General features: G+C 59.5%; 24 protein-coding genes and 1 tRNA gene. 10 read left to right on the top strand and 15 right to left on the bottom strand.

Annotated features, from left to right (window positions below):
* The 5 genes from CFE47_RS30145 to CFE47_RS30125 form a co-directional block, all read right to left on the bottom strand.
* On the bottom strand, positions 1-634 hold a 634-nt coding region (locus tag CFE47_RS30145), incomplete at its 3' end, for a TCP-1/cpn60 chaperonin family protein (RefSeq protein ID WP_286842692.1).
* 50 nt (positions 635-684) lie between these two features.
* Positions 685-981 (bottom strand): co-chaperone GroES, encoded by a 297-nt coding sequence (locus tag CFE47_RS30140; protein ID WP_003175874.1) that lies wholly within the window; start codon positions 979-981, stop codon positions 685-687.
* A 247-nt stretch (positions 982-1,228) separates the two neighbouring features.
* The gene (locus CFE47_RS30135; protein ID WP_024077215.1) at positions 1,229-1,705 is read right to left on the bottom strand and encodes an FxsA family protein; all 477 of its coding nucleotides are present in this window, start codon (positions 1,703-1,705) and stop codon (positions 1,229-1,231) included.
* A gap of 66 nt (positions 1,706-1,771) precedes the next feature.
* Complete coding sequence (locus tag CFE47_RS30130) at positions 1,772-2,503, bottom strand: HugZ family pyridoxamine 5'-phosphate oxidase (RefSeq protein ID WP_185708124.1); 732 nt, start codon at positions 2,501-2,503, stop codon at positions 1,772-1,774.
* Positions 2,504-2,609: 106 nt separating this feature from the next.
* Positions 2,610-3,617 carry a DUF481 domain-containing protein gene (locus CFE47_RS30125; protein WP_185708125.1) on the bottom strand — a complete coding sequence of 336 codons (1,008 nt, stop codon included), beginning with the start codon at positions 3,615-3,617 and terminating at the stop codon, positions 2,610-2,612.
* 201 nt (positions 3,618-3,818) lie between these two features.
* On the opposite strand from CFE47_RS30125, the gene CFE47_RS30120 reads away from it, so the two are divergent.
* The 4 genes from CFE47_RS30120 (at position 3,819) to CFE47_RS30105 (ending at position 8,597) form a co-directional block, all read left to right on the top strand.
* A complete protein-coding gene (locus tag CFE47_RS30120) occupies positions 3,819-4,133 on the top strand; it encodes an MGMT family protein (RefSeq protein ID WP_376750112.1) in 315 nt (104 codons plus the stop codon).
* A gap of 43 nt (positions 4,134-4,176) precedes the next feature.
* Positions 4,177-5,709, top strand: a complete 1,533-nt coding sequence (locus CFE47_RS30115) for an AmpG family muropeptide MFS transporter (RefSeq protein ID WP_185708126.1) — start codon at positions 4,177-4,179, stop codon at positions 5,707-5,709.
* 198 nt (positions 5,710-5,907) lie between these two features.
* Positions 5,908-7,623 carry a proline--tRNA ligase gene (locus CFE47_RS30110; protein WP_185708127.1) on the top strand — a complete coding sequence of 572 codons (1,716 nt, stop codon included), beginning with the start codon at positions 5,908-5,910 and terminating at the stop codon, positions 7,621-7,623.
* 20 nt (positions 7,624-7,643) lie between these two features.
* Positions 7,644-8,597, top strand: a complete 954-nt coding sequence (locus tag CFE47_RS30105) for a hypothetical protein (RefSeq protein ID WP_185708128.1) — start codon at positions 7,644-7,646, stop codon at positions 8,595-8,597.
* A 146-nt stretch (positions 8,598-8,743) separates the two neighbouring features.
* Here CFE47_RS30105 and dinB read toward each other — a convergent pair whose 3' ends face one another.
* Positions 8,744-9,802, bottom strand: coding sequence for a DNA polymerase IV (gene dinB, locus CFE47_RS30100; RefSeq protein WP_286842681.1), 1,059 nt, complete (start codon positions 9,800-9,802; stop codon positions 8,744-8,746).
* A gap of 279 nt (positions 9,803-10,081) precedes the next feature.
* Here dinB and CFE47_RS30095 point away from each other — a divergent pair.
* The 3 genes from CFE47_RS30095 (at position 10,082) to CFE47_RS30085 (ending at position 14,366) form a co-directional block, all read left to right on the top strand.
* Positions 10,082-10,158, top strand: a tRNA-Met gene (locus CFE47_RS30095).
* Between the two features lie 279 nt (positions 10,159-10,437).
* A complete protein-coding gene (gene mprF / locus CFE47_RS30090) occupies positions 10,438-13,080 on the top strand; it encodes a bifunctional lysylphosphatidylglycerol flippase/synthetase MprF (RefSeq protein ID WP_185708130.1) in 2,643 nt (880 codons plus the stop codon).
* Complete coding sequence (locus CFE47_RS30085; protein ID WP_286842676.1) at positions 13,080-14,366, top strand: virulence factor family protein; 1,287 nt, start codon at positions 13,080-13,082, stop codon at positions 14,364-14,366. Before mprF ends, CFE47_RS30085 begins: the two co-directional genes overlap by 1 nt.
* Before the next feature lie 136 nt (positions 14,367-14,502).
* Here the strand turns inward: CFE47_RS30085 and recJ are convergent, their stop codons facing one another.
* Together recJ and CFE47_RS30075 are read right to left on the bottom strand one after the other, a co-directional pair.
* A complete protein-coding gene (gene recJ / locus CFE47_RS30080; RefSeq protein WP_286842673.1) occupies positions 14,503-16,212 on the bottom strand; it encodes a single-stranded-DNA-specific exonuclease RecJ in 1,710 nt (569 codons plus the stop codon).
* 84 nt (positions 16,213-16,296) lie between these two features.
* The gene (locus CFE47_RS30075) at positions 16,297-16,839 is read right to left on the bottom strand and encodes a YaeQ family protein (RefSeq protein WP_185708133.1); all 543 of its coding nucleotides are present in this window, start codon (positions 16,837-16,839) and stop codon (positions 16,297-16,299) included.
* 148 nt (positions 16,840-16,987) lie between these two features.
* On the opposite strand from CFE47_RS30075, the gene CFE47_RS30070 reads away from it, so the two are divergent.
* On the top strand, positions 16,988-18,187 hold the full coding sequence (locus CFE47_RS30070; RefSeq protein WP_185708134.1) for a CaiB/BaiF CoA transferase family protein: 1,200 nt from the start codon (positions 16,988-16,990) through the stop codon (positions 18,185-18,187).
* Complete coding sequence (locus CFE47_RS30065) at positions 18,187-19,071, top strand: TIGR02285 family protein (RefSeq protein WP_286842668.1); 885 nt, start codon at positions 18,187-18,189, stop codon at positions 19,069-19,071. The genes CFE47_RS30070 and CFE47_RS30065 overlap by 1 nt, the downstream gene beginning before the upstream one ends.
* Positions 19,072-19,245: 174 nt before the next feature.
* Here the strand turns inward: CFE47_RS30065 and CFE47_RS30060 are convergent, their stop codons facing one another.
* On the bottom strand, positions 19,246-19,530 hold the full coding sequence (locus CFE47_RS30060; RefSeq protein WP_286842665.1) for a DUF3509 domain-containing protein: 285 nt from the start codon (positions 19,528-19,530) through the stop codon (positions 19,246-19,248).
* Between the two features lie 314 nt (positions 19,531-19,844).
* Here CFE47_RS30060 and CFE47_RS30055 point away from each other — a divergent pair, with 314 nt between their 5' ends.
* The gene (locus tag CFE47_RS30055) at positions 19,845-20,045 is read left to right on the top strand and encodes a hypothetical protein (RefSeq protein WP_286842663.1); all 201 of its coding nucleotides are present in this window, start codon (positions 19,845-19,847) and stop codon (positions 20,043-20,045) included.
* Positions 20,046-20,131: 86 nt separating this feature from the next.
* On the opposite strand, the gene thrC is transcribed toward CFE47_RS30055, so the two are convergent.
* The 6 genes from thrC to CFE47_RS30025 all read right to left on the bottom strand — a co-directional run.
* Complete coding sequence (thrC, locus tag CFE47_RS30050) at positions 20,132-21,541, bottom strand: threonine synthase (RefSeq protein ID WP_286842661.1); 1,410 nt, start codon at positions 21,539-21,541, stop codon at positions 20,132-20,134.
* Between the two features lie 67 nt (positions 21,542-21,608).
* Positions 21,609-22,913, bottom strand: coding sequence for a homoserine dehydrogenase (locus CFE47_RS30045; protein WP_185708139.1), 1,305 nt, complete (start codon positions 22,911-22,913; stop codon positions 21,609-21,611).
* Positions 22,914-23,042: 129 nt separating this feature from the next.
* Positions 23,043-23,774, bottom strand: a complete 732-nt coding sequence (locus tag CFE47_RS30040) for a thioredoxin fold domain-containing protein (protein ID WP_017736772.1) — start codon at positions 23,772-23,774, stop codon at positions 23,043-23,045.
* Between the two features lie 142 nt (positions 23,775-23,916).
* Positions 23,917-24,813, bottom strand: coding sequence for a site-specific tyrosine recombinase XerD (gene xerD, locus CFE47_RS30035; RefSeq protein WP_286842657.1), 897 nt, complete (start codon positions 24,811-24,813; stop codon positions 23,917-23,919).
* Positions 24,814-24,965: 152 nt separating this feature from the next.
* A complete protein-coding gene (locus CFE47_RS30030) occupies positions 24,966-25,379 on the bottom strand; it encodes an acyl-CoA thioesterase (RefSeq protein WP_286842655.1) in 414 nt (137 codons plus the stop codon).
* Between the two features lie 82 nt (positions 25,380-25,461).
* Positions 25,462-25,579, bottom strand: a 118-nt coding sequence (locus CFE47_RS30025; protein ID WP_286820082.1) for a 50S ribosomal protein L19, incomplete at its 5' end; no start/stop codon positions are given.

The following is a 25,579-nucleotide window of genomic DNA, read 5'->3' as shown; positions in this document are numbered from 1 at the left end:
CCATGGTTTCTGGCTTGTTGACGAAGTACGGGGACAGGTAGCCACGGTCGAACTGCATGCCTTCTACAACCGACAGTTCGTTTTCCAGGCCAGTGCCTTCTTCAACGGTGATCACGCCTTCTTTACCAACTTTTTCCATGGCTTCGGCAATGATGTCGCCGATGGAGCTGTCGGAGTTGGCGGAGATGGTGCCTACCTGAGCGATAGCCTTGGTGTCAGCGCAAGGCTTGGACAGGTTTTTCAGCTCAGCAACAATGGCGATGGTCGCCTTGTCGATGCCGCGCTTCAAGTCCATTGGGTTCATGCCGGCAGCGACGGCTTTGTAGCCTTCGTTGACGATGGCTTGAGCCAGAACGGTCGCGGTGGTGGTGCCATCGCCTGCGTCATCGTTGGCACGGGAGGCAACGTCTTTGACCAGCTGCGCGCCCATGTTTTCGAAACGGTCTTCCAGTTCGATTTCTTTTGCTACGGAAACGCCGTCCTTGGTGATGGTCGGAGCGCCGAAGCTCTTCTCGATGATCACGTTACGGCCTTTCGGGCCCAGGGTCGCTTTTACAGCGTCAGCCAGGACGTTGACACCAACGAGCATTTTCTTGCGGGCGGAATCGCCGAATTTAACTTCTTTAGCAGCCATGATCGATATTCCTTAAATACTTTGTAGTAACGGGAAAATGAGCGGGGAAATCAGTCTTCCAGAACGGCGAGAATCTCGTTCTCAGCCATAACCAGCAGGTCTTCGCCGTCGACTTTCACAGTGTTGCTGCCGGAGTAAGGGCCGAATACAACCTTGTCACCGACTTTAACGGCCAGCGCACGTACATCACCGTTTTCCAGAGTCTTGCCTGGGCCTGCAGCGACGATCACACCGTGGTTGGCTTTTTCAGCAGCCGAACCTGGCAGGACGATACCGCCAGCGGTTTTCTTTTCTTCTTCGCTGCGACGGATTACGACGCGGTCGTGCAGAGGACGAAGCTTGCTCATTGTCGATCTCTCCTAATTGTGTTTTTCATCGGCCGGTGTCAATACCGGCAAGTTGTATTCCGGCTGTGCCGGTCGCGCCTCGCCAAGCAAGACGCTGAAGTCTGTCTGATGTCGCCACCAGAAACCTTGCGGTGACCGTTACATAAGGGCGCATAAGCTTATTACAAGGGGGCTCGACGGATTTTTTTTGCGTGTACCGATGGGTAAATGCAACACGGCACCCAAAGGTGCCGTGCCAGTGAAGCGGTTATTTGCTGTCGCGATGTTCGAATTCGCCTTCGATCACATCACCTTCACGCCCCAGCGGTTGGCGCGGAGCCGGGCCACCGCGCGGTTGCAGGTCGTCGGCGAACGCGCGTTGGCGAATCGCTGCCTCTTCAGCACGCTGGCGCATCTTGCCGGCCAGCAGCTTGCGGGTGAACGGCAGCAGCATGACCAAGCCGACCACATCGCTGATGAAACCCGGCAGGATCAGCAGGCCGCCTGCCAGGGCCATCATCAGGCCTTCGAGCATGGTCTGGGCCGGCAGCTCGCCGCGGTTCAGGCTTTCACGGGCACGCAGTGCCGTGGCCAGCCCGGCGACGCGCAGCACCAGCACGCCAAGCATCGAGCCAAGAATGATCAGCAACAAGGCCGGGAAAAACCCGATCGCACCGCTGACTTGAACGAATACGAACAGCTCCAACACCGGGAATAGCAGAAAGAGCAATAAAAAAGGGCGCATCAAATGGTTCCTCAACGCAAGAATGCCTTGCCAGTCCACCTTAGATGACGTCGCCGTTTCGTGAATTCAAGCGTTGGCAGGGGATTTTTTCGGCCAAACCTCAGCGTGAGCCAATGAAACCAAGGCCTCACGCACTTGTGTCGGCGTGTTGCAGGACTCCGCAAAAGGCAACCAATGCAACGATTGGCCAATACGCAGGTGCATGCCTTCACTGTCGATGCCGGCCAACTGCGCAGGCTCGGAGGTGGGTAAACCCGCGAGTTCGACGTAATGGGCGATGGCCTTGGTGTGATCGCTGTTCATGTGCTCGACCATGCTCAACTCGGCCTTGCCGGCGAACGGGTTCGCCAACGTCAATTGGTCGACCCAGTGAATCGCACCAAACCCGCCGATATAACGGTGACGCACCGGTTTGAGTACCCAGAAGTCGAAATCGTGGGCCTTATGGTAATTGGCCGAGTCGGGAAAGTAGCGGTAATAACGCTCGGCGGCAGCCTCGATGGCAGCGCCCTCCTCCAGCTTTTCGGCTTCGGCCAGGTAAGTCAGGCGCCCGACCGCTTGCACGTCATCTGCCTCGCGCTCACCCACCAACAGCGAGCACTTGGGGTCTTTCTGCAGGTTGTGGGTGTGTTGGGCAATGCGGCTGATCAGGATCAACGGGCGACCCTGCTCATCCAGGCAATAGGGCACGACCGAGCCAAACGGAAAGCCGGGCATGGCTTTGGACAATGTGGAGAGGGCCCCACGGTATTCCTTGAGCAACAGCTCTCGGGCGTTCTTGGCAACCTGTGTGCTCAACGTATGACTCCTCGGGTATTCAGCCGCCCACAGCATATGGGAATGGATCTCAACACAAGGTAATCAATATCCGCAGAGGTTGCCAAGCGGGTTTTGTTCGACCTTATTACCAGGCCACGCCAAAGCCTGCCGTGTAGCGGGTCTTGCTCAGGCTGCTCTCGGAATCGCCACTGATAATGTCGCGCTCGGCCTTGAGGTTAAGCGAGGCCCACTCGGTAACCTTGTAGCGCAGCCCCATTTCCGCATCCAACGAGTAATCGACCGGCCCGTCGATCGGACGGCCCAGCTCGCCGTTGGTGAAGAACTCCACCGTCTTGCCCACCAGGTAGCGGTTGTAGTTCCACTTCATGGCGACCGAATAGAAGTTGTCTTTGCCGCCGTCGGCATATTCATAGTCGGTGCGGTTGACCAGCGAACCCAGGGAGAAAGCACCCAGTTCATCGTCCCAGAACTGATAGCCCGGGCCGGTGCCCACGGTACGCTGGCGAGACAGGTCTTCAACCTTGTCGCGCTTGTAGGTCAGGCGCCCCTGCCAGAACCAATGCTCGGTGATAAACCGGTCCAGGTCGTATTCCAAGGCCCAGTTGTCGGTGGTGGTGACGTCATCCTGGAACTCGCGGTTGTACTCGCCTTGCCCGGTATGACGCCACTGGCCGTGCCGTGCAGTGGTCTTGAAATCGATGTCGTAGTCGTTGGTGTCCTTCTCGGCGCGCTTGTAGTCCAGCGCCAGGTCAACATTGCCTTTCCACACCAGGTCTTCAATCACCGGCTTGGGCTTGATGATCTGCTGGATGCTCGCCAACTCGACGGTCTTGGGCGCTTCGCCGTTGGCGAGAACGACCTTGCCGTCATCCGCGGCTTTCAGGGATTTGGCCTTCTCACCGGTATAGGCGTCCTGCTTGACCAGCAGCTCCTGGTCGCTTTCCAGGGTCTTCACCTGTTTCCAGTCGATGGGGATCGCGCCCGCGTAATCGGTCTGGATCAGCAACTTGCCGCCGTCAAAGACTTTGATCTTGCCGGTCAGACGGTCACCGTTCTTCAACCAGACGGTGTCGGCCAGCAAGGGCGTAGAGGCGCTGAAAACAGCAAGGCACAGCAGGGTTCTGGACAACATAAGCAGATTAGGGGCTCGGGCTTGGCGAAAAAAAGGGCATTATCGTGCTAGATAACGTCTTAGCAAGGACTGACTCAAGGATTGGGAGTGAGTTCAATGCTCACCACCATGTTTACAGACGTTTCTTACAGAAGACCGACGATCTCAACGGATATCTCCACAGTGAATCAACCCGCCGAAACCCCGCAAAGCCCCGCCGAGATGCGCAGAACCGCGTTGTACCTGACCCTGGCGCAAGTGCCCGCAGGTTGTGTGGTGAGCTATGGTGAGCTGGCCCACCTGGCCGGGCTTGGGCGTGCGGCGCGCTGGGTGGGGCGCACACTGAGCCAGTTGCCGGAGGACACCAAGCTGCCTTGGCACCGCGTGCTGGGTGCCGGTGGTCGGATAAGTCTGCCGGTGGGCAGTGCTTCGGGGGATGAGCAACGTGCGCGCCTGCGGGACGAGGGCATCACTGTCCGCAACAATCGCGTGGATATTCAGCGCCATGGCTGGCGCCCGGTAGAGCACAGCGGTTAGAGTGCGCGCTTTGTTTCCGCAAATCTGAGGCAGACTCCAGCCCATGCCCCGTAAAACCTGGCGCGCCGCGCTCGCCGCCTATGCCAGCCCCTCGACGTTGGTTCTGTTGTTGCTCGGCTTTGCCGCCGGCTTGCCTTACATGTTGGTGTTCTCGACGCTTTCGGTGTGGTTGCGTGAGGCCGGTGTGGCCCGCGAGACCATCGGCTATGCGAGCCTGATCGGCTTGGCGTATGCCTTCAAGTGGGTCTGGTCGCCGCTGCTCGACCAATGGCGCCTGCCACTGCTCGGCAAACTCGGGCGCCGTCGTTCCTGGCTGGTGCTTGCCCAATCGTTGGTGATCCTCGGATTGATCGGCATGGGGTTCTGCGACCCGCAAAAACACCTGTCCTGGCTGATCGCCATTGCCGTAATCGTTGCCTTCGCGTCCGCGACCCAAGACATCGCGGTCGATGCCTATCGCCTGGAAATTGCCGACGACAGCCGCCAGGCCGCGCTGGCTGCCAGCTATATGTCGGGTTACCGCATTGCTGCGCTGCTCGCTACAGCAGGCGCATTGTTCTTTGCCGAGGGCTTCGGCTCCACCGGTTTCAACTATCAGCATTCGGCGTGGCTTGGCACCTACGTGCTGTTCGGCGTGCTGATGATTCCAGCATTGCTGACCACCCTGTTCATGCGCGAACCCGATGTACCACTGCGCACGCAATTGCAGGCCGGTCGTTACAGTTTTGCGCATCAGCTGGTGTCGGTGTTTGTGTTGATCGTGTTGTTGGTGTCGGTTCCGGCCATGTTCACGCAGCTTTTCAATACCGATTTTGAGAGCGTCCTGTTCCACGGCATGAGCCTGTGGGACTTGCTGATGGACGACCGCGCGTTCCTGCGGGCCATCCTCTATATCACGCTGACCGCGCTATGCCTGTCGGCCATGGGCCGCCGCGGCCTGGCGCCGGTGCTCACGCCGGTCAATGACTTTATCCTGCGCTACCGCTGGCAGGCGTTGCTGTTGCTCGGGCTGATTGCTACCTATCGCATGTCCGACACGGTGATGGGCGTGATGGCCAACGTGTTCTATATCGACCAGGGCTTCACCAAGGATCAGATCGCCGGGGTCAGCAAGATCTTCGGCCTGATCATGACCCTGCTCGGTGCCGGCATGGGCGGCCTGCTGATTGTGCGGTTCGGCATCCTGCCGATCCTGTTCATCGGCGGCGTAGCGTCGGCGGGCACCAACCTGTTGTTCGTGATGCTCGCCGATATGGGCCCGGACCTGCAGATGCTGATCTTCACCATCTCGCTGGATAACTTCAGCTCGGGCCTGGCCACTTCGGCGTTCGTGGCCTACTTGTCGAGCCTGACCAACCTCAAGTTCTCCGCCACTCAATATGCGTTGCTCAGCTCGATCATGCTGTTGCTACCGCGCCTGATCGGCGGGTATTCGGGGGTAATGGTCGAGAAGTTCGGCTACCACAACTTCTTCCTGATCACTTGCCTGCTGGGCGTGCCGACGCTGTTTCTGATTGCGTTGCATTGGTTTCAGGAAAATCGCCGGGCCAGGCTGAATCCGCCGGTAGAAGACTGACACCTATGCTTTTGTAGTGAGGGAGCTTGCTCCCGCTGGGATGCTAAGCAGCCCCGAAAGCCGGCTCCAGCTGCGCTGTCGAACGGGAGCAAGCGCCCTCACTACAGACAGCCCTGTATTCTGATGCCTGTACGGCGGCAGCTTGCGCCCGTACAATCCCAAGTCATTTCAAGTCCAAGCAACCGACAACGGCCTACCATGCGTACCAGTCAATATTTGCTCGCCACACAGAAAGAAACGCCTTCCGACGCGGTTGTGATCAGCCATCAGCTGATGCTGCGCGCGGGCATGATCCGCAAACTGGCCTCCGGCCTGTACACCTGGCTGCCCATGGGCTTGAAGGTGATGCGCAAGGTCGAAGCCATCGTTCGCGAAGAAATGAACGCCGCCGGCTCTCTGGAAGTGTTGATGCCGAGCACCCAGCCGGCTGAGCTGTGGCAGGAATCCGGACGTTGGGAAGAGTACGGCCCTGAGTTGCTGCGCTTCAAGGATCGTCACGGCCGCGACTTCTGCGCCGGCCCGACCCACGAAGAAGTGATCACCGACCTGATGCGCAACGAGCTGAGCAGCTACAAACAGCTGCCGCTGAACCTGTATCAGATCCAGACAAAATTCCGTGACGAAATCCGCCCACGCTTCGGTTTGATGCGCGGCCGCGAATTCATCATGAAGGACGCCTATTCGTTCCACGCTGACCAGGCGTCCCTGCAGGTCACCTACGACCGCATGCACCAGGCCTACTGCAACGTGTTCACCCGCCTGGGCCTCAAGTTCCGTCCGGTTGAAGCGGACAACGGCTCCATCGGCGGTGCCGGCTCCCACGAGTTCCACGTACTGGCCGAGTCCGGCGAAGACGATATCGTGTTCAGCAACGGTTCCGACTACGCGGCGAACATCGAGAAAGCCGAAGCCGTGCCACGGGAAACCTCCCGCCCTGCACCGGCCGAAGAACTGCGCCTGGTAGACACCCCGGAAACCAAGACCATCGCGGCCTTGGTGGAGAAATTCAATCTGCCGATTGAAAAGACCATCAAGACCCTGATCGTGCGTGCCGAGGAAGAAGGCAAGCTGATCGCCCTGGTGATCCGTGGCGACCACGAACTCAACGAAATCAAGGCTGCCCAGCAACCTGGCGTGGCCAGCCCACTGGTCATGGCCACCGATGCCGAACTGCGCGACGCCATTGGCGCTGGCGCCGGCTCCCTCGGCCCATTGAACCTGCCGCTGCCGATCATCATCGACCGTTCGGTCGAGCTGATGAGCGACTTCGGTATCGGTGCGAACATCGACGACAAGCACTACTTCGGTGTGAACTGGGAGCGCGACCTGCCGGTTCCAACCGTGGCCGACCTGCGTAACGTGGTCGCCGGTGACCCGAGCCCGGATGGCAAGGGCACCCTAGAGATCAAGCGTGGCATTGAAGTCGGGCACATCTTCCAGCTGGGCAATAAGTACAGCAAGGCGATGAAGTGCGAAGTGCTGGGCGAAAACGGTAAGCCGATCACCCTGGACATGGGCTGCTACGGCATTGGTGTTTCCCGCGTAGTTGCCGCTGCCATCGAGCAGAACAACGACGAAAAAGGCATCATCTGGAGCGACACCCTGGCGCCGTTCCAGATCGCCCTGGTACCGCTGCGTTATGAAACCGAGCAAGTACGCGAAGCCACCGACAAACTGTATGCCGAACTCACGGCTGCCGGTTTTGAAGTGCTGCTGGATGACCGGGACAAGAAAACCAGCCCTGGCATCAAGTTCGCCGACATGGAACTGATTGGCATCCCTCACCGTATCGTGGTCAGTGACCGCGGCCTGGCCGATGGCAATCTGGAATACAAGAGCCGGACCGAAGCCGAAGCCCAACCGTTGCCGGTGGCTGACGTGCTGTCTTTCCTTCAGGCGCGTATTCGTCGCTGAAAACCAGATCAAGAGAAGTCATGTTCAAGCGAAACACCAGAGCCCTGGGGGGCGCCGCCTTGTGCGGCGCCCTGCTGGTCAGCGGCTGCGCCAACCAGATGTCGCAACGCAGTGAGCACGAGGAGCGGGTCGAGCGAAAGTTGCTCGACCACAGCCTGCAGATCGATGTAGGCGAACCCAAAGTGCTGGAACTGCCGCAACGCCGGGTTCGCATTCATGAGCAAAAGACCTTCGAGGTCACCGAATTCGAAGTTACCCGTCGTTACGACCGCTACACCCCCTACCAACCCTGGCGCAAACTCTACGAGATGCCTTTGGGTGCGGTAGCCCTGGTGGCGGGCGCAGGCGCCAACGTGGCGAATATCTTCGCCCTCGGCCACCTGCCTACCAGCATGACTCACGACTGGCTGACCTATGGCGTGGACGGCCTCAACCCGTTCATGAACGTACAATCCCATGGCCGTGCGCAACAGAACCTGGCGGGTATCGATGAAGTCCAGCGCGACAAGCGTGTGGAGTATTCGAGCCTGCCCTGGAGCGAACGCCCGGTACAGGTCACCGCCGGCAAACAAGTCTTTGACCTGACCACCGACCGCAACGGCGTGCTGCGCCTGAACCTGTTGGACAGCCCGTTTTCCGAGCACGATTTGAACCGTGTCACGACCTTGAAGATCAGCGTGGAAGATGGCCAGGACGACGTGCATTCGGACTCGACCCTGGCTATCAGCAGCACCTTGCGCGGAAAGTTGCTGGAAGCCCACGGCCTGATCTACGACGACTTGGAAGATGACGAGGTGAACCAGTGGGTGCACCGGGTCAAACGCCTGTCGGAACTGGGTCTGGAAGAAGAAGCCAGTGAGCTGGAACAGAGCCTGATCGAACTGACCCGCAATGATCCCGAGCTGCAGCAGGAATTTTTGCAGGCACTGACCAAGGATGCCGGACGGTTGGTGGCGGACCCTAGCGCTCGCTAGGACTTCAAGCCTGGTGTAGACCTAAATATGGGAGCGGGTTTGTGTGGGAGCGGGCTTGCTCGCGAATGCGGTGGTTCAGTAACGAAATTAGTGACTGACACTCCGCTTTCGCGAGCAAGCCCGCTCCCACGTTGGGTTTCCGATTTCTACCAGGAAAATTCGAGTTGTTCATTGCCGCTGCTTAGATCAAGCAAGCGCACACCAATGCCCAACAACCGCACCGGTTTCCCCCCTCGATTGAACGCCTGCGTCAGCAGTTGTTGATAACTCTCCAGATCCCGCCCTGCCCCGGCCTGCTCTAAAGTCGTCTGGGTAAAATCATGGAACTTCACCTTAACGAATGGCTTGCCCGCCCGGTAACTGCTGTCGATGCGTGCCATGCGCCCAGCCAGGGTTTCCATCAATTCGGGGAGCTTCGCCAGGCAGCTTGAAAGGTCCGGCAAGTCCACGTCATAGGTATTTTCCACACTGATCGACTGCCGGCGACTGTCGTTCTGTACCGCGCGGTCGTCAATGCCACGCGCCAGGCTCCACAACCGCTCGCCGAAACTGCCGAACTCACGCACCAGCGCCAGCTTGTCCCACTCACGCAGCTGCAAACAGTCTTCAATTCCCAGGCGCGCGAGCTTATCGGCGGTGACCTTGCCCACACCGTGAAGCTTGCTCACCCGCAACTGCGAGACAAAGTCTTCGACCTGATCGGGGGTGATCACAAACAGGCCATTGGGCTTTTTCCAATCGCTGGCGATCTTGGCCAGGAACTTGTTTGGCGCGACGCCGGCAGACACCGTGATATGCAACTGGTTGGACACGCGGCGGCGAATGTCCTGTGCGATACGTGTGGCGCTGCCACCAAAGTGCGGGCTGTCGGACACATCCAGATAGGCTTCATCCAGCGACAACGGCTCGATCAAGTCGGTGTAGTCGCGAAAGATCGTCTGGATTTCCTTCGATGCTTCTTTATAAGCCTCCATGCGCGGCTTGACGATGGTCAGGTCCGGGCACAGCTTCAGGGCGTGCCGTGACGACATGGCCGAACGCACGCCATAGGCGCGCGCCTCGTAATTGCAAGTCGCTATGACCCCGCGCCGATCAGCCGCCCCCCCTACGGCCAGCGGCTTTTGCGCCAGGCTCGGGTCATCGCGCATCTCGATGGCGGCGTAGAAGCAATCACAGTCGACGTGGATGATTTTGCGTTGCGTCATATAAACAGAGGGTTGATTCAACGGATGACCAGTATCGCACTCACCCCTGTATATAGCACCAGTAGTTTGAATCTTCCTTTTGAGCGGTAGGAAGATTCCCAGGTGAATTTATTTTTTCAATCGAATCTGGCATCCCGATAGAGCTGAAACCCTCGGCCAGACTGGCCTCGAGGGGTCCAAAGCATCTTCTTGGAGAGCTAACCATTTGAACCACAAGCGCTTTTCTTCGATTCACAGGTTGACACACTCGCGTTCCTCTGTAGAATGCCGACACACAGACGCGGGATGGAGCAGTCTGGTAGCTCGTCGGGCTCATAACCCGAAGGTCGTCGGTTCAAATCCGGCTCCCGCAACCAAACATCAAAAAAGGCTACTCGAAAGAGTGGCCTTTTTTGTATCTGGCGAAAAAGTTCTTCTGAAACAATGGCATGGCATATTTCATGAAACCCTACACGGTTTGTTGAGTCCATGTCTTTGCAAGCTATGCTCAATGCTCAAGCGCTACCCTCTACGACCAATGGCCGCAGTCGCCCCACCGGGTGATACGCGTTAATATTTGTAATTATTTTGTCCATAGGGATTGGTAACTTGGCTGGATACCTCCATCCTGTCGCGCACAATCCACGAGGTGATTGATGCGCGCCAACTCGTCTGAAACACAAGACACCGTCACAGCAGAACAACCGATCACTCCCACTCGTTTGCGTTGGCTGGATCTGTTGAGCAAATACCGGCAACCCATCGGGCTGGCCGTTACCCTGCTGCTGTTTGCAATCGCCCTGATCGCCTGCCGACACCTGCTGCTGGAACTGGACCTCTACGCACTCCATGACTCGATCCTGGAAGTGCCCAAGCCAGCGTTGCTCGGTGCATTTGCCGCCGCCGTCGCGGGTTTCATCATTCTATTGGGCTATGAGTTTTCCGGCGCCCGCTACGCCGGGGTAAAACTGCCTGCCAAGACCTTGGCCCTCGGCGGCTTCACCGCCTTCGCCATCGGCAACGCCATTGGCTTGTCGATGCTTTCGGGCGGTTCGGTGCGTTACCGTTTATATGCACGCCATGGTATCGGGGCCTCGGAAGTTGCCCACATGACCGTGTTCGCCAGCCTGGCCTTGGGCACTGCCCTGCCCCCACTGGCCGCATTGGCGACATTGAGCAACCTGCCAGCCGCCTCGACCTACCTGCATTTGCCACAAGCGGTGCTTGGCGGCATCGCCGGCGCAGTCCTGCTGTTGTCGGCCGTATTGTGCATCGGCATTTATCGCCGTCGCCTGCCGGAACAACCTTACCCGGACAACCTGCTGGTCAAGGCTGGCCGCCGTACCTTGCGCCTGCCCGGGCGTCGCCTGACTTTCCTGCAACTGATCATCACCGCACTGGACGTGGCCGCTGCCGCTACCGTCCTTTATATGCTGCTGCCGGAAGCGCCGCCGTTCGGCCCCTTCTTGCTGGTGTACCTGCTGGCCCTGGCCGCTGGCGTGCTCAGCCATGTACCGGGCGGTGTGGGCGTGTTCGAAGCGATCCTGCTCGCCGCTTTCGCCGACAAGCTCGGTGCCGCGCCCTTGGCCGCTGCCCTGCTGCTGTACCGCATGATCTACGTGGTGCTGCCACTGTTGATCGCCTGCGTATTCCTGTTGGTCAATGAAGCCCAGCGTCTGTTCCAGACCCAGCAGAGCCTGCGAGTGGCTTCGGGCCTGGCGGCACCGGTACTGGCCGTACTGGTTTTTTTGTCCGGCGTGGTCTTGCTGTTTTCCGGCGCGACGCCGGAGATCGACTCACGCCTGGAAAACATCGGCTTCCTGATTCCCCACCGCCTGATTGACGCCTCGCACTTTGGCGCCAGCCTCATCGGCGTGTTGTGCCTGTTGCTCGCCCAAGGTTTACGTCGACGCCTGTCGGCAGCCTGGATGCTGACCATGGTGCTGCTGTTGACGGGCGCCCTGCTGTCGCTGCTCAAGGGTTTCGACTGGGAAGAAGCCAGTCTGATGACCATGACCGCCGTACTGCTGGCGATCTTCCGCCGCTCGTTCTACCGCGCCAGCCGCCTGACCGAGTTGCCGTTCTCGCCGCTGTATCTAGTGGCCAGCGTCTGCGTGCTGGGCGCTTCGATCTGGCTGCTGCTGTTTGCCTACCAGGACGTACCGTATAGCCATCAACTGTGGTGGCAGTTCACGCTCGACGCCAACGCCCCACGTGGCCTGCGCTCGCTGCTGGGTGCCGCCGTACTGCTGGTGATCGTGTCGCTGACCTGGCTGCTGCGCACCGCGCGCCCGGTGATCCACCTGCCCACCCCGGATGAACTGGAACGCGCCACCAAGATCCTGATGGCCTCGTCGCAGCCCGACGGCGGCCTGGCGCTGACCGGTGACAAGGCGTTGCTGTTCCACCCCAACGATGAAGCCTTCCTGATGTACGCCCGTCGTGGGCGCAGCCTGGTGGCCTTGTATGACCCGATCGGCCCGACCCAGCCTCGCGCCGAAATGATCTGGCAGTTCCGCGACCTGTGCGACATTCACCACGCGCGCCCGGTGTTCTACCAGGTGCGGGCGGAGAACCTGCCGTACTACATGGACATCGGCCTGACTGCGATCAAGCTGGGCGAAGAGGCCCGCGTCGACCTGAAACGCTTTGACCTGGAAGCCAAGGGCAAAGAGATGAAGGACCTGCGCTACACCTGGAACCGTGGCACCCGGGACGGCCTGTCCCTGGAGATCCACGAACCGGGCATGGCACCGATGGAGGAACTCAAAGTCATCTCCGACGCCTGGCTGACCGGCAAGAACGTGCGGGAAAAAGGCTTTTCCCTGGGACGCTTCAGCGACGACTACCTCAAGCACTTTCGCATGGCGATCATTCGCTTCGAAGGGCGCCCGGTGGCCTTCGCCAACCTGCTCGAGACTTACAACCACGACCTGGCCAGCCTCGACCTGATGCGCGCGCACCCGGACGCGCCCAAGCTGACCATGGAATTCATGATGGTCGGCCTGATTCAACATTATAAGAGTCACGGTTACGCCCGCTTCAGCCTCGGCATGGTGCCGTTGTCGGGCTTGCAACCACGGCGTGGCGCTCCGCTGACCCAGCGCTTGGGCTCAATGGTGTTCCGTCGTGGTGAACAACTGTATAACTTCCAAGGTTTGCGCCGCTTCAAAGACAAGTTCCAGCCTGACTGGGAACCCCGTTACATGGCCGTGCCCGCAGGACTTGATCCGCTGGTGGCACTGGCCGATACCGCCGCCCTGATTGCGGGCGGCTTGACTGGATTGGTGAAACGCTGATGATTCGACGCTCCTGGCGGTATGTATTGGCTTTAGTAGTGCTGCTCGCCCTGATCGCAGGCGCTGGCTTTTGGTACTGGAACCGCCCTGCCCCGCAACCGACCCTGGAGCAACTGCCCCAGGCCGACGGTTCGGTGATGACCCGTGTAACCCCGTCCAGCACACCGAAAGCCCGCGTAGCCGTGGCCGTGATGGCCGATGAAACCCTGACCGACAGCCAATTGATCGCCCTCAGCCAAGGCGGTGCTGCGCAGATTGTCCAGGTAGTGCTGCCGAAAGATGACTGCAAGCTGCAAGAACAAGCATTGCAAAATGCGCTGGCTCAACTCAAAGGCCCGGCAACGCTGGTCAGCGGTATCGGCCCTGGCGCAGCCCTCGCCTGGCGCTGGCTGGCCACCCAGACCGACGATAAGGCCAACGCCATCTCCGTCGGTTTCGCGCTGGTACAGGAAGACTGCAAGGACCCACTGCCGAAAACCTCCGCCCACGGCAGCTGGCTGGTCGCCTGGAACGATAACCCTGACGATGAAAGCGCCAGTTTCGTACGTGACACACCTCGCGCCACCACCAGCATCAGTGACTACGATATTCACTACCCGCAAGTGCTGAACAACGAACTGCGCAAGCAACTGGTAGGTTCGGACAACGGCGGCCTGGCCATTCCAGTGGTCGAAGTACCCGCGGGCCAAGCCAAGGACACTGTGACCCTGTTCCTCTCCGGTGACGGCGGCTGGCGCGACCTGGACCGCGACGTGGCCGGCGAAATGGCCAAGATCGGCTACCCGGTCGTGGGCATCGACACCCTGCGCTATTACTGGCAGCACAAGACCCCGGAGCAAAGCGCCAAAGACCTCACCGAGCTGATGCAACACTACCGGCAAAAATGGGGCACCAAGCGCTTCGTACTGACCGGCTACTCATTCGGTGCCGACGTACTGCCCGCTATCTACAACCGCCTGCCAGAGAACGAGCAGCAGCGCGTGGACGCGATCATCCTGCTGGCGTTTGCACGTACCGGCAGCTTTGAAATCGAAGTGGAAGGTTGGCTCGGCAACGCCGGTAAAGAAGCCGCCACCGGCCCGGAAATGGCCAAGCTGCCAGCGGACAAAGTGGTGTGCATCTACGGCGCGGAAGAAGTCGACGAGAGCGGCTGCACGGATAAGACTGCCGTAGGTGAGGCTGTGAAGTTGCCAGGTGGGCATCACTTCGATGAGAACTACCCAGCGCTGGCTCAGCGGTTGGTGGATATCATCGTGAAGCACCAGGCCAAGGATAAAGCCGAGTAATTCGCCGGCTGTACGCGGATGAAAAATGTGGGAGCTGGCTTGCCTGCGATAGCATCACCTCGGTGCAACTGTTACACCGAGCTGACTGCATCGCAGGCAAGCCAGCTCCCACATTGGTTTGTGGTGTTGCTGAGAGCTAGCGTGGTTCGATATGGGCAATCATCAGCTGTACCGTCTCATTGCCCCGAAACTCATTCACATCCAGCTTGTAGGCCAACTCCACCCACTTCACCGTAGGGTTCGGCCAGACCTCGCGGTCAACGCCAAACGCGATGCCGTCGAGCTTCACTGACCCGCATTCGGTCTTGAGCACCACCTTCAGGTGCCGCTCACCCACCACGCGCTGCTCCACTAACTGGAACACACCGTGAAACACCGGTTCAGGAAAGTGCTGCCCCCACGGACCGGCGTGACGCAACGCGCGGGCCAGTTCCAGGTGAAATTCTTCCACCGCCAGGGTGCCATCGGACAACAAGCGCCCGGTCAGGTCTTCTTCGCGCAGTTGCCGACGCACTTCGGCATCGAAAGCTTCAGCGAACAGTGGGAAGTTTTCCTCGGGCAGTGTCAGCCCCGCCGCCATGGCGTGGCCGCCGTACTTGGCGATCAGGTTGGGATGCTGGCTCGCGACTACCGCCAGGGCATCACGGATGTGAAAACCCTGCACGGAGCGCCCTGAGCCCTTGAGCAGGCCATCACCGGCGTCGGCGAAGGCGATGGTCGGGCGGAAGTAACGCTCTTTCATGCGTGACGCCAGGATGCCGATCACGCCTTGGTGCCATTCCGGATCGAACAGGCATAACCCGTAGGGCATCGACTCCACCGGCAAATCCTTGAGCTGGGCCAGCGCCTCGCGCTGCATACCTTGCTCGATGGATTTGCGATCCTGGTTCATGCCATCCAGTTGCGCAGCCATTTCCCGCGCCGCGGCGAAGTCGGTGGTGAGCAGGCATTCGATGCCCAGGCTCATGTCGTCCAGGCGCCCAGCAGCATTGAGCCGTGGGCCGAGGATAAAGCCCAGGTCGGTTGAGGTGATGCGCGCCGCATCACGCTTGGCCACTTCGAGGATCGCCTTGATCCCAGGCCGCGCACGACCGGCTCGAATACGCTCCAGGCCTTGATGCACCAGGATGCGGTTGTTGGCATCCAGCGGCACCACGTCGGCGACACTGCCCAACGCGACCAGATCAAGCAGCTCGCCAATGTTCGGCTGTGGCGTGTTCTCGTACCAGCCCAGGCTGCGCAGGCGTGCACGCAGGGCCATGAGCACGTAGAAGATCACGCCTACACCGGCCAAGGCCTTACTCGGGAACTCGCAGCCTGGCTGGTTCGGATTGACGATGGCATCCGCCGCTGGCAACTCATCGCCGGGCAAGTGGTGATCGGTGACCAATACCTGCAGCCCAGCGGCTTTCGCCGCCGCCACACCTTCGACGCTGGAAATACCGTTATCCACGGTAATCAGCAACTGCGGCTTGCGCTGCAGGGCCACAGCGACGATTTCCGGGGTCAGGCCATAGCCGTATTCGAAACGGTTGGGCACCAGGTAGTCGACATGGGCCGCACCGAGCAAACGCAGCCCCAGAGTGCCCACGGTGCTGGCGGTGGCACCATCGGCATCAAAGTCACCCACGATCAGGATGCGCTGGCGCTGCTGCAGGGCCGTCACCAGCAGATCTACAGCCGCGTCGATGCCCTTGAGCTGCTGATAGGGGATCAACCGCGCCAGGCTTTTATCCAGTTCGGCTTGCGACTGCACCCCGCGAGCGGCGTAGAGACGGGTTAACAGCGGTGGCAATTCACCGAGGAACGGCAGGACGGCGGGCAACGGGCGGGGATCGATACGCATGGGACGCAGGGAAGTTCTCTGTAGGAAAAATTTAGCTACAAGCTCCAAGCTTGTAGCTTAAAGCTTGCCACTTGGGGCTGTGATTCAACCGCGCTCGCCGACCAACCATTGCAGTTGCACTTCATGCTGACCACGGTCATCGGTGACGAAAATCGTGCCTTCGCTGATCATCACGTCCCACTTGATCACGCGGGGCATGTCCTTGGCCAGGGTCTCAAGGACTTCCTGAGGCACGGCAGCGATGTGCACGTTTTTCAGGTTGGTTGCCACCGGCACCACCTTGCCTTCCCATACGCGCAGGCTGCCGTAGGCCAACAGGCTGGTGCGCTCGGTACGGCGCGAGCACCAGGTCAGGCGATCGGCATCGGGTTGGCCGACTTCGATCCAATGCAAAACCCGATCATCCAGGCTTTTTTCCCACAGGGCTGGCTCGTCTACATCTGACAGGCCACGCCCGAACGACAACTGCTCGTTGTACCAGAGGGCGTAGGCCAGCAGACGCACGGTCATGCGCTCTTCGGTTTCCGAAGGGTGGCGGGCGATGGTCTGTTTGACGCTCTCATACACCGAACGATCGAGATCGGTGAGGTTGAGTTCGAATTTGTAGGTCGTGGACGGCTGGGCCATGAACGGACTTCTAGAGACAGGGAAAGGCGGCCAGTCTAACCGATGGCGAGGTCATTCAACGAATCCTGCTCTGCATCATCCTTATCACTGGGCCTCTCGCCTATGTTAAAAGGCTTCACACCACCGCCCTGCGCAGACAAGGATCCTCATGTCGTTTAATGCCAAACCGCTTGCCGGCCTGAAAGTCATCGAACTCGGCACCCTGATCGCCGGCCCGTTCGCCTCGCGTATCTGCGCCGAGTTCGGCGCCGAGGTGATCAAGGTCGAATCCCCCGACGGCGGCGACCCGTTGCGTAAATGGCGCAAACTGTATGAAGGCACGTCACTGTGGTGGTTCGTGCAAGCGCGCAACAAGCAGTCGCTGACACTGAACCTCAAACACCCGAACGGCCTGGCGATTCTCAAACAGTTGCTGGCAGACGCCGACATCCTGATCGAAAACTTCCGCCCCGGCGTGCTCGAGAAACTCGGTTTAAGCTGGGAAACCCTGCACGCGCTCAACCCCAAGCTGGTAATGGTGCGTCTCTCGGGCTTTGGCCAGACCGGGCCGATGAAGGACCAACCAGGATTTGGCGCGGTAGGCGAATCCATGGGCGGCCTGCGCTACATCACCGGCTTCGAGGATCGCCCGCCGGTGCGCACCGGGATTTCCATCGGTGACTCCATTGCGGCCTTGTGGGCCGTGATTGGCGCATTGATGGCGCTGCGTCATCGCGAGGTCAACGGCGGCCTGGGCCAGGTAGTGGATGTGGCGCTGTATGAAGCGATCTTCGCCATGATGGAAAGCATGATCCCGGAGTTCGACGTGTTCGGTTTTATCCGCGAGCGCACCGGCAACATCATGCCCGGCATTACGCCGTCGTCGATCCACACCAGCCTTGATGGCAAGCACGTACAGATTGGCGCCAATGGCGATGCGATCTTCAAGCGTTTCATGGTGGCCATCGGTCGTGAAGACCTGGCTGACGATCCTGTCCTTGCCAGCAATGACGGGCGCGATAGCCGTCGTGACGAGCTGTACGGGGTGATTGACCGCTGGGTGAACTCACTGCCACTGGACCAGGTAGTCGAGGCGTTGAACAAGGCCGAGGTGCCGGCCAGCCGCATCTACAGTGCCGAGGACATGCTGGGCGATCCGCAATTTCTCGCCCGTGAGATGTTCCTCAAGGCCCAGCTTCCCGACGGCAAGGACTTCAAGATGCCAGGCATTGTGCCCAAGCTGTCGGACACCCCGGGCAGCTGCGAGTGGGTCGGGCCGCAGTTGGGTGAGCACAACAGCGTGGTACTCAATGGGCTGGGTTATGACGCAGCCGCCATTGTCCGTCTGCGTGAGGAAGGCGCGATCTGATGACTCACCGGTGCAAACGCTGGCTTATCCAGCTGTGCCTCAGCGCCGGAGTAATCGGTGGCTGGCCTCTGCCTGCGCATGCAGAGGACACGTTGATCTGGTTGTTGCGCGATTTACCCCCGCTGACTATTTTTGAAGGGCCAGGCAAAGGCGCGGGCGCGCTGGACCAACTGTTGCCGATGCTGATCGAGCACTTACCGGAATATCGACACCAAGTGCTGCACGTCAACCGCGCGCGTGGCACGCAGATGCTGCGTGAACCTTCGTTCACCTGTGATCCGTCACTGCTGTGGACGGCTGAACGCGCCAAATACATCGTGTTTTCCAACCAGGCTTTTGTCGTCGTCAGTAACGGGGTCACGATCCGACGCGCCCAGCTTGAGGCCATGGCGCCGTTTATCGTCGAAGGCCAATTCGACCTGCAAGCCTTCCTCGAAGCACATAAAACACGCATGGGTACCATCGCGGAACGCAGCTACGGGCCAGTCATCGATGAGCGACTCAGGCATGCCGGGGCGCATAAACTGGCTCTTCATTACGGCAACGACGCCTTGGGCAGCCTATTGCAGATGCAACGCCTGGGACGGCTAGAAGCGGTGTTGGGCTATTGGCCAGAGGTGCGCTACCACGCGATGCAGCAAGGCATTGGCGCCGACGACCTGAGTTTCTACCCCATCAAAGGTTCATTGCCCTACCAACGCACCCGTATCGGCTGTTCGGACACGCCTCAAGGGCGCGTGGCGATAGAGCGGATCAACCAGGTGCTGCGCGAGATCCCAATGGAGCAGGTACAGCAGTCCTATGCCGCATGGCTGGACCCGCAGATGCGTGAGCAATACCTGCAGGACAACCCGAGCTTCTTCCAGGACGCGCCTGAGCCATGACAAATCGCAGGCAAAAAGAAACCCCGAGCAGTGGGGAGACAACTCGGGGTTAAACGTGGCCTACACATTGAGACCAGTACAGCAAGGCACAAACACCGGAGCACAATGTTTGCTCTTGCTGTTACAAAATCTGACCGGCCATGCTGTAGGAAGTTTCCATCAATAAACAATTCTTCATGCAACAGCAGCACTACGGGTCTGGGCAGCGTTACGTAACGCCGCAATGACTGAGGGTTCCACACGCCCTTCGGCGATTTTGATGTCGCGCAGCAGGCAATCCACCACATCCACCAACACCCGCTTGTCCATCAATTGCGCCCGGTCGACTTCACGTTCGACCACGATAGCGCCAGCAGGGTTCTTCACCGTCACCAGGCACTCGTCCTGCGCACCAGAGGTGGTCAGCGTAACCTGATAAGGGCTCAGTGCTTCTTCGAGCAATAGGCTGATACTTTCCATCTCGATCACCACTCAATAGTTCGGGAACAATCGGTTCAACGGGAGCTGCATCTATCCTAAGTGACCTTTTGTAACGTAGGAAAGTTCGCTTTATCGTCTTTATGGGGCCGTCAGGGAGTGACGGATTCCAGCATGCGCTTGCAACATGACAGGCAAAAAACGGCTGCACATAACTGCTAACGCATTGGGTGGTTGTTTTGGGGGTTGCTGGCGGCTGAGACCGGGGGTGAATCCTATACTCGGAGAGCGCTGGTGACGCTGCTACGCGGAGCAAAGCGCATGTCAAAAGGCCCTTATTGCGAAGGATGAAGACGATGTTGGAGCACGACAAAGAGCAGGCTGCATTGGAGAAAATTCATGCCGATATATCACGCATCTATGCAGAGCAACGCAAACTCACCGCCGAGACTCACAAGATAACCCGCGAGAATTTCTGGTACCCCATGGGTGTCGTCATGGCAATGTTTACGGTTTTCAGCACTGTATTGGCCATCGTGCAGAAACTACTCACCTAGTCAGTGCGCCTTCCGGGCCTGCCACAAACAAAAAACGCCGCTGACCCAAGGAAGGGAAAGCGGCGTTTTTGTGTACGCGGCTTGCCTTACAACGGTTTGCCCCGGTTGCCATGCTGGCTGACAAACGCCTGCACAGCCTTCAGGTCGTTGGCCAATACCGTGCAACGCTCTTCACGCTCAAACAGGTCAGTCAAGTGCACCGGAAGTTCCAGTGCCTTGCCAACGCCCGCTTTCTCCACCGCTTCCGGGAATTTTACCGGGTGGGCGGTGCCCAGGATCACCATCGGGATATCCAGGCTGCGACGGCATTCACGGGCGGCCTTCACACCGATGGCGGTGTGCGGGTCGAGCAGTTCGCCGGTCTGGGCATAGACTTCGGCGATGGTCTCGCAGGTCTGCGCATCGTCCACGGCCAGGGAATCGAACAGCTTGCGGGTTTCGGTCCAGCGCTCTTCATCAACGCTGAAACCGCCACCGCTCTTGAAGGTGTCCATCAGGCCGGCAATCGCCGCACCGTTACGACCGTGCATGTCGAACAGCAGGCGTTCGAAGTTCGACGAGACCATGATGTCCATGGACGGCGACAGGGTCGCGTGCAGGGTTTCCTTGACGTACCTGTTGCCGCTCATGAAGCGGTGCAGGATGTCGTTGCGGTTTGTGGCGACGATCAACTGGTTGATCGGCAGGCCCATATTGCGTGCCAGGTAGCCGGCGAAGATGTCGCCGAAGTTGCCGGTCGGCACCGAGAACGACACCGAACGCGCCGGCCCGCCCAACTGCAGGGAAGCATGGAAGTAGTAGACGATCTGGGCCATGATCCGCGCCCAGTTGATCGAGTTCACCGCCACCAGGCGCGTACCCTTCAGGAAGCTCTGGTCAGCGAAGCTGTTCTTGACCATTTCCTGGCAGTCATCGAAGTTGCCTTCGATGGCGATGTTGTGGATGTTCTCACCGAAGATGGTGGTCATCTGGCGACGCTGCACTTCCGACACACGCTTGTGCGGGTGCAGGATGAAGATGTCGACGTTTTCGCAGTGCTTGCAGCCTTCGATGGCGGCCGAGCCGGTATCACCGGAAGTCGCGCCGATGATCACCACGCGCTCGCCGCGTTTTTGCAGCACGTAGTCGAGCAGGCGACCCAGCAGTTGCAGGGCGAAGTCCTTGAACGCCAGGGTCGGACCGTGGAACAGTTCCAAGACCCACTCGTTGCCGTTCAGTTGGCGCAAAGGTGCGATGGCGCTATGGGAAAACACGCCGTAGGTTTCTTCCAGGATCTTCTTGAAATCCACATCCGGAATGCTGCCGGTGACGAACGGGCGCATCACCCGGAACGCCAGCTCGTGGTACGGCAGGCCGGCCCAGGAAGCGATTTCTTCCTGGGTGAAGCGTGGCAGGTTTTCCGGCACGTACAGGCCGCCGTCAGTGGCAAGGCCTGCCAGCAAGACGTCTTCGAAATTCAGGGCCGGTGCCTGGCCGCGGGTGCTGATGTAACGCATGACTGGCTCCTCTAAAACATTCTCGAACAGAGGCCGCCGCACGCACGGGGCCCCTGAAACAAATCGGTTAGTTCAAGTGCTCGACGCGGATGCGCACCACTGGACCGACCACACCTTGCAGGGCTTCCAGGGCGGCGATGGCATCGTTCATGTGCTGTTCGAGCACGCGGTGGGTCAGCAGGATCATCGGCACCTGGCCGTTTTGCTCCTCGACTTCCTTCTGCATGATCGACTCTATGTTGATACCGCGCTCCGACAGGATGCTCGCGACCTGGGCCAACACGCCTGGGTGGTCCTGTGCCTGGATGCGCAGGTAGTACGCGCTTTCGCAGGCTTCGATCGGCAGGATCGGGTGGGCCGACAGAGAATCCGGCTGGAAGGCCAGGTGCGGTACACGGTTTTCCGGGTCGCTGGTCATGGCGCGAACCACGTCCACCAGGTCAGCGATCACCGACGAAGCGGTCGGCTCCATGCCAGCACCAGCGCCATAGAACAGCGTGGAGCCTGCGGCGTCACCGTTGACCATCACGGCGTTCATCACGCCATTGACGTTGGCGATCAAGCGGTCGGCCGGGATCAATGTCGGGTGTACGCGCAACTCGATACCCGCTGGCGTGCTGCGAGCCACACCCAGGTGCTTGATGCGGTAGCCCAAGGCTTCGGCGTAGTTCACGTCGGCTGTGGTCAGCTTGGTGATGCCTTCGGTGTAGGCCTTGTCAAACTGCAGCGGGATACCAAAGGCGATGGACGCCAGGATGGTCAGCTTGTGCGCAGCGTCGATGCCTTCCACGTCGAAGGTCGGATCGGCTTCGGCGTAACCCAGGGCCTGGGCTTCGGCCAGCACGTCTTCGAAGGTACGGCCCTTCTCACGCATTTCAGTGAGGATGAAGTTACCGGTGCCGTTGATGATGCCGGCCACCCAGTTGATGCGGTTGGCGGACAGGCCTTCACGAATCGCCTTGATCACCGGAATACCACCGGCCACGGCGGCTTCGAACGCTACGATCACGCCCTTTTCACGGGCTTTGGCGAAGATCTCGTTGCCGTGCACGGCGATCAGCGCTTTATTGGCGGTGACCACGTGCTTGCCGTTCTCGATGGCCTTGAGCACCAGCTCGCGGGCCACGGTGTAGCCGCCCACCAGCTCGATAACGATATCGATCTCAGGGTTGGTGGCAACGTCGAAGACATCGTTGGTAATCGCAATACCGGTCGTTTGGAACTGAGGCTTTGGCGAACGCGTGGCAATTTGTGCCACTTCAATCCCACGCCCTGCACGGCGGGAAATTTCCTCAGCGTTACGCTGAAGTACGTTGAAGGTGCCGCCACCGACGGTCCCTAACCCACAGATGCCTACTTTGACCGGTTTCACTGAAGAACTCCCCATGAAACGGCCGACGCTAGGTCGGCCGTGGAAAACAGCCGCACGACTGCGGCTTGCAATTAACGACCCGTCGACGCGTCAACGGGCCTTGATCGTCGATGCTTCGACGATGCTGGTTTATTTGGCACCGAGCGCCAGTTTGGCAACTTGTGGAGCCGGCTGGTAGCCCGGAATCACCTGGCCGTCAGCCAAAACGATGGCCGGTGTACCGTTCACGCCAATGGACTGGCCCAGGGCGAACTGCTTGGAAACCGGGTTGGCGCACTTGGCGGCCTTGATTTCCTTGCCATCGACCATCTTGTCCATGGCTGCTTTTTTATCGGCCGAGCACCATACCGCCTGCAACTGCTCGTCACCTGGCGAGCCCAGGCCCTGGCGCGGGAACGCTACGTAGCGCACTTCCACGCCCAGCTTGTTCAGCGCAGGCACTTCGGCGTGCAGCTTGTGGCAGTACGGGCAGGTGGTGTCGGTGAACACGGTGATGTGGGTCTTGGTTTCGCCGATGGCCGGGTAAACCACGGTTTCGGCCACCGGAATACCGTTGATCAACTTGGACACGCCCAGGCGTTCGGCTTTCTCGGTGAGGTTGACCGGCTTGCCGTCTTTGAGCTGGAACAGGTAGCCCTGGACGATGTACTGGCCATCGGCACTGGCGTACAGCACACGGCTGCCCTTGAGCTTGACTTCATACAGGCCGGCCATCGGGCTTGCGCTGATGCTTTCGATCGGCGTGTCGAGTTGCAGGTTGGCCAGGCTCTTGCGGATGGTCTGCTCGGCAGCATCATCGGCGACAACAAAAGTGGAAACCAACGCAATGGCTGCGGCGGCGATAATCTGGGTCAAGCGCATGGGAACTCCTGAAGGCAGATGCAGGGACGGGAGCAGGAACACTGAACTGAAAACACAGGTTTGGGCCGTCCCCTTTGCTAACCGGCAAAGCCTACCACAGTTGGGCCGCAGGGCAGCCCGCAGCGGCTTAAATTGGCGTTATTCAACCGCGTGGATGGTGCTTGGCGTGCATATCCTGCAAGCGCGCGCGCGCGACATGGGTATAGATCTGGGTTGTGGATAAGTCGCTGTGGCCGAGCAGCATTTGCACAACGCGCAAATCCGCACCGTGGTTGAGCAAATGCGTGGCAAATGCGTGGCGCAACGTGTGAGGCGACAAGGTCTTGCCGATCCCGGCAACTTTGGCCTGATGCTTGATGCGGTGCCAGAAGGTCTGACGAGTCATCTGCTCGCCACGCAGGCTGGGAAACAGCACATCGCTGGGGCGCCCGCAGAGCAGCTCATTGCGGGCATCACGCATGTAGCGCTCGACCCACACAATCGCCTCCTCACCCATTGGCACCAGCCGCTCCTTGCTGCCCTTGCCCATTACCCGCAGCACGCCCTGGCGGAGGTTGACTTGCTCCAGGGTCAGGCTGATCAACTCGGTTACGCGCAAACCGCAGGCATACAGCACTTCGAGCATGGCGCGGTCGCGCTGACCGATGGCTTCGCTGAGGTCAGGCGCGGCGAGTAAGGCATCGACGTCAGCTTCCGACAGGGATTTGGGCAACGGCCTGCCGAGTTGCGGCATGTCGACTTGCAGGGTGGGGTCAAGGGCGATCAGTTTTTCCCGCAACAGGTAGCGATAAAAACCACGCACACCGGAGAGGAATCGCGCGGTAGAGCGCGGTTTGTAGTTCTGCTCCAGGCGCCAGGCCAGGTGATCAAGGATCAGCTCGCGACCGGCGTTGACCAGTTCAAGGTTCTTTTCCTGCAGCCAGCCGTTGAACAGGGCCAGGTCGCTGCGGTAGGCCTGGCGAGTGTTGTCCGATAGGCCTTTTTCCAGCCACAAGGCGTCGAGGAAGCGGTCGATCAAGGGGTGGTCAATGGCGGGCATGGGGGCTCAGGCGGATTACTGTAGTGTCTGTTAGATCCTATCGCAGGCAAGCCAGCTCCCACAGGGGTTTTGTGTCGGGCCACTGATTCGTGACCCACATTGGTCAAATGTGGGAGCTGGCTTGCCTGCGATAACCGCGACTCGGTCTGAGGTCAGCCAACAAACCCAGGCAACACCGGTACCGGACGCTTATCGGCATCAATCGCCACAAAGCTGAATACGCCCTGGATCGCTCGTTCACGACCATCGGCACTCATGCTCTCGACGAACACTTCCACTTCAACCTTGAGGCTGGTGTTGCCCACTTTGATCACACGACCGATCAACTCAACGATGGAGCCTGCCGGGATCGCATGATTGAAATCGATACGGTCCGTGGAAACGGTCACCAAGGGCAAACGACAAAACCGAGTGGCGGTGATGAACGAGACTTCGTCCATCCAGGCCAAGGCTGTGCCGCCGAACAGGGTGTTGTGGTGATTGGTGGTCGGCGGGAACACCGCCTTGGTCACATGGGTAACGGACAGGTCGGTGCGGCGCTGGATTTCTTCGAGGCGGGTGGTCATTAACAATTACCGGCAAATAGACAAATTTCAGGCACAAAAAAGCAGCCCGTAGGCTGCTTTTTTCTGCATCGGGAAGCTGGACTTAAGCCAGTTTTTCCTTGATGCGAGCTGCTTTACCGGACAGGTCACGCAGGTAGTACAGCTTGGCTTTACGTACGTCACCGCGACGCTTAACGGCCATGCTGTCGATTTGCGGGCTG

This window comes from Pseudomonas sp. PGPPP1 (assembly GCF_002255865.1).
In the GTDB taxonomy this organism is placed as follows: domain Bacteria; phylum Pseudomonadota; class Gammaproteobacteria; order Pseudomonadales; family Pseudomonadaceae; genus Aquipseudomonas; species Aquipseudomonas cremoris.
This window is presented reverse-complemented; position numbering and strand designations above follow the sequence as displayed.